General features: G+C 43.7%; 12 protein-coding genes. 5 read left to right on the forward strand and 7 right to left on the reverse strand.

The window, feature by feature from the left end:
• Positions 1–91: 91 nt before the first annotated feature.
• On the reverse strand, positions 92–2,056 hold the full coding sequence (locus VB836_RS12905; protein WP_323219689.1) for a CapA family protein: 1,965 nt from the start codon (positions 2,054–2,056) through the stop codon (positions 92–94).
• Positions 2,057–2,373: 317 nt separating this feature from the next.
• Here VB836_RS12905 and VB836_RS12910 point away from each other — a divergent pair, with 317 nt between their 5' ends.
• Positions 2,374–2,685, forward strand: coding sequence for a DUF6679 family protein (locus tag VB836_RS12910; protein ID WP_046282484.1), 312 nt, complete (start codon positions 2,374–2,376; stop codon positions 2,683–2,685).
• A gap of 163 nt (positions 2,686–2,848) precedes the next feature.
• Here VB836_RS12910 and VB836_RS12915 read toward each other — a convergent pair whose 3' ends face one another.
• Positions 2,849–4,396: an MBL fold metallo-hydrolase gene (locus tag VB836_RS12915; RefSeq protein ID WP_407659662.1), complete on the reverse strand. Its 1,548-nt coding sequence runs from the start codon at positions 4,394–4,396 to the stop codon at positions 2,849–2,851.
• Positions 4,397–4,576: 180 nt separating this feature from the next.
• Between VB836_RS12915 and VB836_RS12920 the strand changes: the two genes are divergently transcribed.
• Entirely contained in the window at positions 4,577–5,146 is a 570-nt protein-coding gene (locus tag VB836_RS12920; protein WP_323219690.1) for a phycobiliprotein lyase, read from the forward strand.
• Between the two features lie 269 nt (positions 5,147–5,415).
• Here VB836_RS12920 and VB836_RS12925 read toward each other — a convergent pair whose 3' ends face one another.
• The gene (locus VB836_RS12925; RefSeq protein WP_323219691.1) at positions 5,416–6,456 is read right to left on the reverse strand and encodes a hypothetical protein; all 1,041 of its coding nucleotides are present in this window, start codon (positions 6,454–6,456) and stop codon (positions 5,416–5,418) included.
• 219 nt (positions 6,457–6,675) lie between these two features.
• Between VB836_RS12925 and VB836_RS12930 the strand changes: the two genes are divergently transcribed.
• The gene (locus tag VB836_RS12930; protein ID WP_323219692.1) at positions 6,676–7,395 is read left to right on the forward strand and encodes an HAD-IA family hydrolase; all 720 of its coding nucleotides are present in this window, start codon (positions 6,676–6,678) and stop codon (positions 7,393–7,395) included.
• A gap of 78 nt (positions 7,396–7,473) precedes the next feature.
• On the opposite strand, the gene VB836_RS12935 is transcribed toward VB836_RS12930, so the two are convergent.
• Positions 7,474–8,025: a Uma2 family endonuclease gene (locus tag VB836_RS12935; RefSeq protein WP_323219693.1), complete on the reverse strand. Its 552-nt coding sequence runs from the start codon at positions 8,023–8,025 to the stop codon at positions 7,474–7,476.
• 361 nt (positions 8,026–8,386) lie between these two features.
• On the opposite strand from VB836_RS12935, the gene VB836_RS12940 reads away from it, so the two are divergent.
• A complete protein-coding gene (locus VB836_RS12940; protein WP_323219694.1) occupies positions 8,387–8,614 on the forward strand; it encodes a hypothetical protein in 228 nt (75 codons plus the stop codon).
• 75 nt (positions 8,615–8,689) lie between these two features.
• Here VB836_RS12940 and VB836_RS12945 read toward each other — a convergent pair whose 3' ends face one another.
• Genes VB836_RS12945 through VB836_RS12955 form a run of 3 tightly spaced genes read right to left on the reverse strand, consistent with a single transcriptional unit; the run spans position 8,690 to position 11,036 of the window.
• Positions 8,690–9,292, reverse strand: a complete 603-nt coding sequence (locus VB836_RS12945) for a Uma2 family endonuclease (protein ID WP_323219695.1) — start codon at positions 9,290–9,292, stop codon at positions 8,690–8,692.
• Between the two features lie 24 nt (positions 9,293–9,316).
• Positions 9,317–9,922 (reverse strand): CPBP family intramembrane glutamic endopeptidase, encoded by a 606-nt coding sequence (locus tag VB836_RS12950; RefSeq protein WP_323219696.1) that lies wholly within the window; start codon positions 9,920–9,922, stop codon positions 9,317–9,319.
• 34 nt (positions 9,923–9,956) lie between these two features.
• The gene (locus VB836_RS12955) at positions 9,957–11,036 is read right to left on the reverse strand and encodes a DUF3326 domain-containing protein (RefSeq protein WP_323219697.1); all 1,080 of its coding nucleotides are present in this window, start codon (positions 11,034–11,036) and stop codon (positions 9,957–9,959) included.
• Positions 11,037–11,104: 68 nt separating this feature from the next.
• Here VB836_RS12955 and VB836_RS12960 point away from each other — a divergent pair.
• On the forward strand, positions 11,105–11,438 hold a 334-nt coding region (locus VB836_RS12960), incomplete at its 3' end, for a helix-turn-helix domain-containing protein (protein ID WP_323219698.1).

Consider the following 11,438-nt stretch of genomic DNA (forward strand, 5'->3'; position numbering starts at 1 on the left):
TTGCATCGATTAGATGCTGGGTTTTTCAACTGGTTGAATACCCTGCCAGTTGAGTTATTATAGCATTTGAAAGAGCCTTATATCCCCATACCTAAAAGGTAGGGGCGTGTGCGGCAATTTTTGGTAAATCAACCCCTGCTTTTGAAAATCCAACAGGTGTTTCCGGTTGCACTTTAGGTTGAGCATGAGCCTCCATGCCAGACTTGGAGAGGGCAAACGAGATCGGATGCCTGAACTCATCAGGATAAGGCTGAGAAGTCGATATCGGCTGTGAGGTTGCAGGCGGAGTCGTAATAAACGGATCTTTAATAAACGGGTCGTGAATGTAGGGTTTGAGGGGATCAGAAGTGGAAGAAGTCGGAGCCAAGCGAGGCGGTAAATTCACCGCTTCTGGCGGGGCAGATTCAGCTTCGGCCTCATCACCTATAGCATCTTCAGGAACCTTCGGTTCTACAGATGGCGTGGGCTGCGACAAATTCGGCAGTTGGGGTGCTGGAGTCAGCCGTTGCCCATCAACCGAACGCGGTGCCGAAGCAGGAGCATCTAAGACAACCGGAGAATCCATCGGTTTCTCAAAAATTTGAGAGAGGTGTTCGAGCTGCTGTAAAATCTCATCCCCTTTTTGACCTCTGACAATTTTCGCCTGATATTGCCGCACCTCAACAGGCAAAAACTCGACTTTCATCTTGCGATCTGCTTTTAGGGAGACTTTTAAAACGGCTGTATCATAGTTGTTGCGGCTATTCCCCCCAAAAATAAAGTTCCCCAAAGAATAAACAATCGGCCGACCTTTATAAATTTCAGCGCCCTGTAAGACATGGGGATGATGTCCAACAACCAAATCAGCACCTTGATCAATGGTGAACCGAGCCAGTTCAATTTGCCAGTCACCCGGATATTGAGCCAGTTCAACACCCCAGTGAAAGTTCACCACAATCCAATCAACCTGATCCCGAATCGCTTGAATATCTTCGGCAATTCGTTCATCATAGCGAGGATTCGTGCCAGGATTTTTTTCATCGGCGGCATGGAAATCCGCATCATAATAACCAAAGTAAGCAATTCGCTGACCTTTGACTTCTAGAATTTCTGGGCGTCGGGCTTCTTTGATGTCTTTACCTGCCCCAATAGCGTGAATTCCAGCTTTTTCTAGGGTTTCTAGGGTTTCAATCAGTCCCTCTGCTTCATAATCCATGGCATGATTGTTTGCGAGATTGACCAAATCAATTCCGCCGCTTGTTAGCACTTGAACGGCTTCCGGGTCAGCTTTAAAATTAAATTGCTTATTGGGACGGCGCAGAGTCGAACGGGTTAAGGGATTTTCTAAATTCACCATTGCCACATCTGCCTCACGATATTCATCCAGTTTTTCAAAAGCCCAGGTATGGTCATCTCCGACAATCTTTTCAAAATGGTCGGAAAGCGTGACATCTCCCCCAAACATTAAAGTAACGGTAGAATCAAGTGGTTTTTGAACGGTAGTATGTTGAACGACGGGAACCACTTCCAAAGCGGCTTGAACTTGTTCTGGACGCTTCGGAGGTAGCGTAGGTGCAGCAACATTTTGTTGAGCGGGGGCAGAAGTTGGAGGAAGTTGCGCTATGACTTCATAATAACTCACCCAACATCCTAAAATAAACGCTGCAACAGCCGAACCCATCATCATTAGAGTCCGAAAGGTTCTAAATTTCAGCCCGTCTAGTTGTCCGGTGCGAGAGCGCTGTCGTACCCGGTTAGCAGGTGTGACAATCCGAACCGATTGTTTCCACAGAACCGCCTGATCGCCCGTATAACGGCCAAGAATCTGCACGCCCTCTACCGTTGGAGAGTTGATTTTCCACAACAAATGACAGATAAATTTAGTAATCCGCTCGGCTACGGGTTCGGTTTGGAATTCGACTAGAACCTGCAAACGTCCCCGTCCTTCGGGAGCGACATGGGCATAAATGCCTTGAGGTCGTAGATAACTGTTAATTAAGTAATTAATCGCTTGAAAATCACCAGAGCGGGCCAGATCAAAAATAGACGGTTGAGATAAATGTTCTGCATAAACCATATACACGCATTCCCTAACACACAACCAGTATTGAACATCAGTGATACCTGATGGCGTCCTGAGTCGGCACTCACCTGAAGTTTATTTTACGGTTTCAGTTGCTGAGTTGGATAGAAGATTCAGACCAATCAAAGTTAATGTGCCGATGTTCTCTGTTTACCTTTGGACGGGTCATTGATGTTCTAACAAGGAATTGATACATTTTGCCTAACAATCAGGTAAAATTTGAGTATGCTAACTTTTAGTATCCAAATGCTTGGCTTAGTTGTCAGTAAGCGACTTCCAACAGCCAGCACCCTTCTCAGGATAAGTTTAAAATGCTACATCGCAAGATCTATCAACTGTGTTGTGACGGTCGTGAAGTCTGTATCTTCTTGCGGGATCAGCAACGCTGGATAGAAAAAGCCCGTATCTTAGATATAGAGGGAGATCTAGTCACGCTGCGCTACGAAATAGAAGAAGATGACGAAATCTCTTCTTGGGAAGAAATGGTGCGCCTAGAAAGTATTGGTGCGGTTAGTCAGAAGTTGGCGTCGGTCTCAAGAGGATATTTTGATCCTCCAATCGCAGAAGATTGTCCAGAAGCCGAACAAATTCACAACCCAACTTCAGACTCGAACCCAGATTAATCCCTAAAGTTTATGGGGGCTGTTTGTCCGAAAAGGCACTCATGCAACAGTTTTTACAGTTTACAGTCACCAGTAGGGGCAATTCATAAATTGCCCGTACCAGTTATCAGTTATTAACCATCACTTGTAGGTTGTTCACTGTTGACTGGTCAGTGGTAACTGTTCACGACTCATCTCCTAATCCTTGAGTGGGTTCAAATACAGGGCAACAACCATCCGGTGTCACTTTAAAATGGTAAAAAGCTGAATAGGGGTTTGAGCATCGTTGGCCGCGATAGAAAAGACAATTCCCGCAACATTCTAGCTCTGAGGGTAAACTGTGATCACTCCCTTGATTGAGGAGTTCTCGTTGGGAGATCCCCCGCAACACCAGTTCCTCTCCCTGCCAACGCACTTCCACCATCCCCGTATCGGCAAAGCTAGACCAGCGAGGATCGGCTGTAATCGACAGGGAAACCCCAATATTAATTTCAGTCGCTAACTCGCTAACTTCCGCCTCATAATGGGTTTCTGGCAATGCTGGTTGTATAAAGGTTTCACCCACAGGCAATTCCACCAATTTACCCGCAGAAGGATAATGGAGTTGATAGCGGTTGCGTAACTCATCGAGGTTGGTCAAGTCCGCTAAATACAACGGAGATCCATGCACAAAAATAACGTGCTGAGGTCGCACATTATGAATGAGTTGCGTTGTCCCGGCCCCATCACTATGTTGGGAGAGAAAATAAGTTTCTACCCGTTGAAACTCTGACTCAACAATGGGCGGAATTTTAACGGCAGTTCCGGGTCTTTCGGGCCAAAATAACACCCAAGAGCCATTAGAGTTCCTCGCGTATCGTTGCCAAGCGGTGCGCTGTTCGGCAATCACCACACAGGGAGACTCACCCAAGGTTAACTCCTGTTCGGGAGATAACCGTCGCACTCTCGGACGAATGCGTTCATCCCAAAACAACGGTTGATGTTGGGCAAAATTCTGCACGCTACTGGGAAAATAGGGCAGAAGTTCAAGATAGACATCGCATCCTTGAGCGACTTGGCTATCGACCCAAATATCAATCTCCCGACCTGTGAAATAGTGATGACTGCGAAGCAACATTAACAGCTCTTGTCCTAAACCTAACGAGGGAGTCGGGAACAAAACCGAAGATCCTGAGCTTAACGTTTGTTCTATCCGTTCTGCGAGTTGGTTTTCAAGCTGACGGCGATGGGGATGACGGGCGGTACCATAAGAGCCTTCTAAGATGAGAACATCCGGTTTGAGACCTCGTAACTCTCCCAGGGGCAATCCTTCTACCAGTCGCGAATTTGACAAGAAAAAATCACCCGTATACAGCAACTTATACATCCGTTGGGGAGCCGCATATTTCAGCAATATTGCCGCAGCGCCCGGTAAATGGCCAGCCGGAAACAGCGTCGCCGTCAGTCCCTTTCCCAGTCTAATCTCAGATTGCCAGGCTAAAGGCTGACAAAATTGAGGAATTCCTTGAGCGGACAATTCAGGCCAGTTTAACGGGAGCAATTGAGCCGTTACTTGACTCGCATAAATCGGCAATTGGGGAAAGGCTTGATGGAGTGCGAGTAAACCGACTGCATGATCGGCGTGAGCATGAGTGCAGAACACCAAATCAGCAGGTTGGGAGCGATCGCTCGTTGCTAATAGGGGTGAAATGTTCTGTATGCCACAATCGAGTAAGATTCGATGAGGTCCCATTCGTACCAACAGACAAATCCCTTCGTCTGCATGGCCAGCGCTATAGGGGAAACATTCCAGGTCAATCACAGGGATCAGTCAATATTAAGAATTTAGTTTAGATTTTAATTTGACGATCGATTTTTGATAAAAAATTGTTAACAAGTGTTTCAATATTCGGGCTAGGAGAAGCAAATTGTTATGTCTATTGCTCAATTTCAAGAATTTTTTGACCACTGTGTGGGAACTTGGACGACAGAACGCACCTATCACTACTTGACTCATCAGGAGGTGGAGCGATCGCATACTGAGTTTATCATCCATCCGATCAACTCGGAGACGAAAGCTCGTGTCTTATCGGATAATCAACGTTCCACCGAACTGAACTTAGGGGACTTACCCGGATACCAACTCGCTTTTGAGACGGTTTCGGAGAAGGGTGATCACGTCTGTCAGCAGTTGAATATTCTGTTTGTTCCGCAAAAGGTTGAACTTCCCTTCATTGAAGGAGATTATCTCCGAGATAAAGCCTATGAAGAAGCTAAACCCATGATTGCTCATTTTCGTTACGATATTCGCACTCGAGAACTGTTAATGACCACTCAGTACACTCGCGTTATTTCGGTTGATTCTATTACCTTAATTAACCCAGAGTTACGCATTCGGAAAATCTTAAACTATCAGCGTCCTTTAGAAAATCAACCTCTACAAACTGTTGTTTTAGCAGGTTTTGGTGTCGAACAAAAACAGACAGCTAATGTTCAACAATAATCTCCAATATTTCAAATCGTCAGCGACTCTCGTCCTTGCTGTGTAGATAATTCAGTACAAACTTAAAAACCTTTGAATAGTTCTCTTTTATCTACTCCACTGCCTAACTTAATTGGAGAGGGAAACCAGATAGGGTAGTTACTACACTTACCCTATCTGCTAGAGAAGGCAGGGTACAAGAGAGCAGAGGAGAATCTAAACCTCTTGCTTTCCTTAATCCTACTATCAACCTCAGATTTCAAGCGGAACGCAATGATTTCTTAAGCTTTTTACTGAATTTCAAACTGTGTTCCGCGATAACATCCTTGAAAGGAGGTTAATTGGGTTCCTGTCAACTCACTGAGTTGAGTGACTAAAGCCGGAGTCCCTTGATTTTCTGCGGAACTCCATTGATAGGTAAAATTTTCTAAGTATTTTCCGGTTCCTTCGTGACTGTATTCTTCAATGGGAATTTTAGAATCAGAAACACCTGTCACTTTTTGATCATGATATCCATTGACAATAATTTTCTCAATCTCAACCCCCGGTTCTACCTGTACATTCCAGTTAACAGGTTCATAGGATGACAACGCCAAAATAATCGGTTTATCTTGACGTTTTACCTTGACTTGTATTTCCCCTGTGGGATGATTATTACCGCTATGATGAGGATGAGATTCATAAACTCCTACCAAATGGAGTTCTTTATCTCCTGAAGCAGAAGTCACATAGCCGGAAAAATCCTGTGAACCTCCGACTCCACAATTTCCTGTGGGAACAACCGGAGTCACAGGTAGAGGTTGAATGGCTTGTTTTTGTTCCGCTTGAGGGGATAATAGAGAAGACCAATGAGTCATTCCAAAACTGGCGATTAATGCGGCGCCCAAACCTATCGGAATGAGTTTAAACCAACTCCTAAAAGGATTGAAACGAGTCAGTTGTCTAACAGCGTAGCGAGTATCTCGGATGGGGTTACTGTTTCCATCCAAAGACGCCAACAAGCCTAAACCTTCTGGCTGTTCTAACAGACTTTGGATAATTTTACCCTCACCGATGTAGAAATTGCGAGTTTTGCGATCAAGTAACAACCAGTAACGCTCTGTTTCGGCTAACTCGTAATTGTCTAAATCATAGCTGACTTGGGGATGTTCAAGGAAGACCTGCCAAGCTAAACTATTAGAGGCTCCAGTTGTTTGACCATCTGTATAGAACGGTTGTTCAAGGTCAGGTTCCCAATGCCAAGCTACCCAACGGTTTTCAGCAGTATAGCCTAAAGACTGTTCTAAGCGAGGATGAGCAGAAATGTCTAAGCGTTTGATTAATTTAGACATAGTGTTAAGGAGTGAAAGGTTAGAATGTGAGTGAAATAGTTGTCTATGAGATTAGCTATATTTTAGCTAGATTGTAGAGACACATTGGGTTAGTGTCTCATTTTCTCACAAATTATTCCAGTTGCCAACGGTTTTTGATCATTGAAAATTAACGTTCCTCCTGATCACAAAATTGGGTATAATTTTAACAAACTTCCCTGCCTTTGGCGTGCCTGCCTAATGTTTAAACCTCAAGTGATTTTTCTCGATGCTGTTGGAACCTTATTTGGTGTAAAGGATAGCGTTGGTGAAGTTTATGCCAAAGTTGCTGAACAGTTTGGCGTCAAAGCTGAACCGAATGCTGTAAACCAAGCTTTTTTTAAACAGTTTGTGGCTTCTCCTGCGATGGCATTTCCAGGAAAAAGTTTAGAAGAAATTCCTCAGTTAGAGTTTGAATGGTGGGAAGTAATTGCTATCAATACGTTTAAACAGGTCGGATTATTTGAAGAATTTAACGACTTTTATGATTTTTTTAACGCGCTTTACGCTTATTTTAAAACAGAAAAACCTTGGTTTGTTTATCCCGACGTTCAACCCACTTTAAAAAAATGGCAACAACAGGGAATTCAACTCGGAGTTTTGTCTAACTTTGATTCCAGATTATATCCCGTTTTAGATGCACTCAACTTGTCTGAATATTTTACCTCTGTTACCATTTCTACTGAAGTGGGTGCAGCCAAACCCGATCCAAAAATATTTGCTGTTGCGTTGCAAAAATACAACTGTTCTTCTGAAGTTGTAGTTCATATTGGAGATAGTTTAAAAGCAGACTATCAAGGGGCAAAATCCGCCGGAATTAGAGCTATTTTAATTAATCGCAACGAACAGGGAAAAACGGTTCCTTTTGAACAAAACTCCGATTTAATAGAATGTAAAAGCCTAGATCATTTACCCTTTTGAACTCAACCTTACCGCCTTTCTTTGTGTCTTTGTGTCTTTGTGGTCAGTCTGAGTGACGCGGGTATCAAGTATGAAAATTCAAATAGAAATCATCGCTTCAACGGGAATCGTAACATCAGGAAATGCAACAGGAGAAATATTTCCCTCTTTTAATGTCATTTTAGTTCCATACTCCCGTCCACTGGGTTGACGATAGACAATTAACTCCCCGGTTTGTAGATTGACTAACCAATATTCAGGAATACCCGCTTCTGCATAAATGTGATATTTTACCGTAGAATCTTTTTCTAAACTGGTATTGGCATATTCTATCACCCAGAAGATGTTTTCAGGATAGGGATGATGAGTCAAATATTCTCGCCCTAGAGGTTCAACAATAGCGATATCCGGTTCCGGTTCCGACTGGTTGGGTAGGGTAATGGGTTTCGCGTGGCGGATCAAAGCGCGATCGCCTAAAACCCGAGTCAAATAATGTCCAGCTTCTGAACTAAAAAACGCATGAGGTTCGCCTTCTGGGGACATTTGAACAATTTCTCCCGATAATAATTCTACAGGGCGATCGTCGAGTAACCCCGTTTTAATCATCTGGTGGTAGTCTTCTAGGCTCCATTTAACTGTTGATAGTGTCATCTTTCACCTTTGAGCAACCTTAACTTTAGTATATCATTAAGATAACAGTCACTAGAGACTGATGTATTTCTTTACTCTTGATGATCGCCTCATCAAGAATACTCCCAGACATGATTTAATAATAAACCTATGACTTCCAAAGAAACACTCACTCAAGAACTGGAAAACCTGCCCGATCAAGAGTCGATGATACGGTGGAAAGTCTGATCAAAAGAGTTGATTGCGCCCTATACTTTTCTAAGCGTAATAACCGCAATTGTGTGACAGTAAGGGATTAGCAGTTATCACCTATCACTTCCCGCTTAAAATATTCGGTTTAAGTCTAAAATAAATAATAGAATCCTTCAACGGAGTAGAATTGATGTCATCAGCAGCAATCAAAGATTTAGTGGAGATGGTAGAGGCTTTACCGAGTGAAGTTCAGAAACAAGTGGTAGAGCATTTGCGCGAGTATATCACTGATTTACAGGATGAACAGCAGTGGGATGCGTCCTTTAGTCGAACCCAGTCAGCATTAATGGAGGCGGCGCAACTAGCGAAACAGGAAAAGGCTGCGGGAAAAGCAAAGGCGATGGTTTTGGATTGGTAGCCATGATGATTATGAGCGTTTTTTTGGCTAAACTGTGTATCTTCACGGAGAAACTCTTAACCTTTCACTTCACCCTTAGAATATCCGGTTTAAGTCTAATATAAAACCCTGTAAAACATCCTCACCGGATAGATGACTTGGATTAACTAATACTTCGATATCCCGATCTTTTCGATAAATTTCTACCTGTTTATTTTGCGGATCAATTAACCATCCGAGTCTGGCTCCATTATCCATATATTCTTGCATTTTAGCTTGAAGTTTAGACAAACGATCCGATTCAGAACGCAATTCTACGACAAAATCAGGACAGAGAGGAACAAAACCTTTTCGTTGTTTTTCGGTTAATATCTCCCAACGGTTTCGACTCACCCAAGACACATCGGGAGAACGATTGGCGCCGTTCGGAAGTCTAAATCCGGTGGAAGAATCAAAGCCTTCTCCTAATTCTAAATGTGCTTCAACCCAGTTCCCAAATTGCCCAATTATACTAAAATTACGCTTACCGGATTCGCCACCTGTGGGGGGATTCATAATTAACTCTCCTTCTGATGTGCGTTCTAATCTTAAATCCCGGTTAGCAATGGCGATCGCTTCAAACTGTTCTGGGGTAACATGGAGAGCAATTTCACGGGGAATTTCTAAAGAAAGAGTTTCTGATTCAGATAATATTTGCATGATTGATCATCTCCCCTTTTGAGTTTAATTAACGTGATCATTTCCTTGTCCAATATATTTTAACTTCCATAAACAACCGGAGATTAAATTTGTACAAATATGAGCTAAAATGGGTACAAATAAATTACCGGTGGCGATCGCACTATATCCGAGAATCAATCCGACAACCGTCGCCCAAATCACATAGGGCCATTGTTGGGAACCGCTAAAATGCAGCACGCCAAAACCAACACTTGAGATAATTAACCCCAACGGGGTAAAGCCAACTGCCGCTAAAATCACACCCCGAAACAGCAATTCTTCACTCAAACCGGGTAACAATCCGAGCCACAACAAATCCGGCCATAATAATGGAGTCAAGACTAACTTTAAATATAAATCAGCACTGCGACTATAAGCCGGCCAAAGGCGATAAATAACCGAACTGGCAACTGTAATTAAAATCCCAATTGCCAAGCCCAAAGAGATATCAACGGCAGCAAAATGAACAGGCAAAATCGAGACTTGACTCAAATAGAGCCATAATTTAGCAACAATTAAAAGTAAAGTCGCCGTTCCTCCCATCGCCACAAGAACTTGGATGCGCGTTAACGGTTCAAACTCAGGATTTTTAGGACTATGTTCTACCACGATGTTATTAAAAAATGCAAAAAAAACAATCAGTCTATAAAATAGAACTTGAATCAATTTTAGCGATCGCCAACAGATTAGGGCGCAGAGCATTGTGATCAATTCCCGCTCGATCAGCCACCAAAACTCCCAAGGCTTCTAGATAAGAATTCACCGTGATGGCTTTAATTCCTAGAGATTCTGGAGAGACTTGCATTCGAGTTTGATTTTCCTCGACAGCAATCATCAAAGTTCGGCGATCGCTAAAACTTAGAATAGCACTCCCTCCGCAGGCTGTGGCAGGAACAACCACCGCATCGACAGAATTTCCCCAAATGAGGAGATCCCGAGAACCCGCAGTATTGACAGCAGGAGTCACAAACTGAGGTGCGCGACTCAACCCGACTAAAACACAGGGAAGAAACGTATACCCCAATTCTTCGGCAGCAGAACGCGGTGATAAATCGGGATCGAGTGGTAAAGTAGACAAAGCTGGAGCATGAGCGCAAGGAATTTTAAACTGACGGACAATCAGGTGACTAATTACGGCTTCCGCGCCTGCTAACGGATCAACACCCTGTCCATGTCGGTATTGTTCGAGAGTGAGACTCTCTTGATTTTCAGGAAAACGAGTGACAACAGCAATGGCTTCGGCTTTGGCTTTTTCAATCAAAACTTCGGCGCCTCGCAGCAAGCTACCAGGGTTCTTGATCGTCCCCCAGGAGGCTCCAGAAGCCGCCGTTCTCAGCTCAACATCTATTGGAGCATCCGTGACGACATAATCGGTTAAACTTAAACCTAGCGTCGCTCGTGCGGCATCTGCAACTTGGAGATGACGTTGGCGTAAGTCGGGTTCAATGGCTTGATCGAGGAGTAACCCCACCCGGTTCTGATGAACGGGTTGTAGCCCCCAAGAACCTCTGGCAAATTGATCCAGTGCGTAGCCTTCGACATAGAGAACGTTGGGTAGAGGCCAGTAAAGTTGAGCGCCATTGAGAACGTTAGGATGAGTAATCAGGCGATCGCAAATTTGAGACATCGCCCGAGCCACAGGTAAAGCATCTCCCGCATAGCCTCCAATGGCGGCGCCAACTCCGGTTGGTATGATTAAAACGACAGTATATGGACGAAACATGATCATTCCTACTCAGCCCTGATCAATTGTGCCTTAGCACTGAACCTCTGTATGCTAAGATATAGTTTATGGCACTAACAATGAACTACACTTACCGAATTTATCCGAGTGCGGCTCAACAAAAATTAATGTTGAGTTGGCTAGAGACTTGTAGACGACTTTATAATCGTTGTCTGCGAGACTTAAAAGACTGGATGAACAGTCGGAAGTGTATGATTGATAGATGCTCAATTAATAGGGAATATATTATATCTCCTGATCTTCCATTTCCTGGCTACATGGAGCAAAAGCGACAGTTAACCCAGTGGAAAAAAACTGAACCCGAACTTAAAGAAGTTCATTCACAAGTCACCCAGGATGTTGTTAAACGCTTGCACAACTCTTGGGAATCTTTCAGGCAGA

It is taken from the genome of Limnoraphis robusta BA-68 BA1 (assembly GCF_034932365.1).
GTDB classification, from domain to species: Bacteria; Cyanobacteriota; Cyanobacteriia; order Cyanobacteriales; family Microcoleaceae; genus Capilliphycus; species Capilliphycus robustus.

Bases quoted from the DNA above. Each gene is read 5' to 3' on its own strand.
- VB836_RS12940 (WP_323219694.1), top strand. From the start codon at position 8,387: ATGTCATCAGCAGCAATCAAAGATTTAGTGGAGATGGTAGAGGCTTTA.
- VB836_RS12935 (WP_323219693.1), bottom strand. From the start codon at position 8,025: ATGACACTATCAACAGTTAAATGGAGCCTAGAAGACTACCACCAGATG.
- VB836_RS12930 (WP_323219692.1), top strand. From the start codon at position 6,676: ATGTTTAAACCTCAAGTGATTTTTCTCGATGCTGTTGGAACCTTATTT.
- VB836_RS12920 (WP_323219690.1), top strand. From the start codon at position 4,577: ATGTCTATTGCTCAATTTCAAGAATTTTTTGACCACTGTGTGGGAACT.
- VB836_RS12955 (WP_323219697.1), bottom strand. From the start codon at position 11,036: ATGTTTCGTCCATATACTGTCGTTTTAATCATACCAACCGGAGTTGGC.
- VB836_RS12910 (WP_046282484.1), top strand. From the start codon at position 2,374: ATGCTACATCGCAAGATCTATCAACTGTGTTGTGACGGTCGTGAAGTC.
- VB836_RS12915 (WP_407659662.1), bottom strand. From the start codon at position 4,396: ATGGGACCTCATCGAATCTTACTCGATTGTGGCATACAGAACATTTCA.
- VB836_RS12905 (WP_323219689.1), bottom strand. From the start codon at position 2,056: ATGGTTTATGCAGAACATTTATCTCAACCGTCTATTTTTGATCTGGCC.
- VB836_RS12945 (WP_323219695.1), bottom strand. From the start codon at position 9,292: ATGCAAATATTATCTGAATCAGAAACTCTTTCTTTAGAAATTCCCCGT.
- VB836_RS12925 (WP_323219691.1), bottom strand. From the start codon at position 6,456: ATGTCTAAATTAATCAAACGCTTAGACATTTCTGCTCATCCTCGCTTA.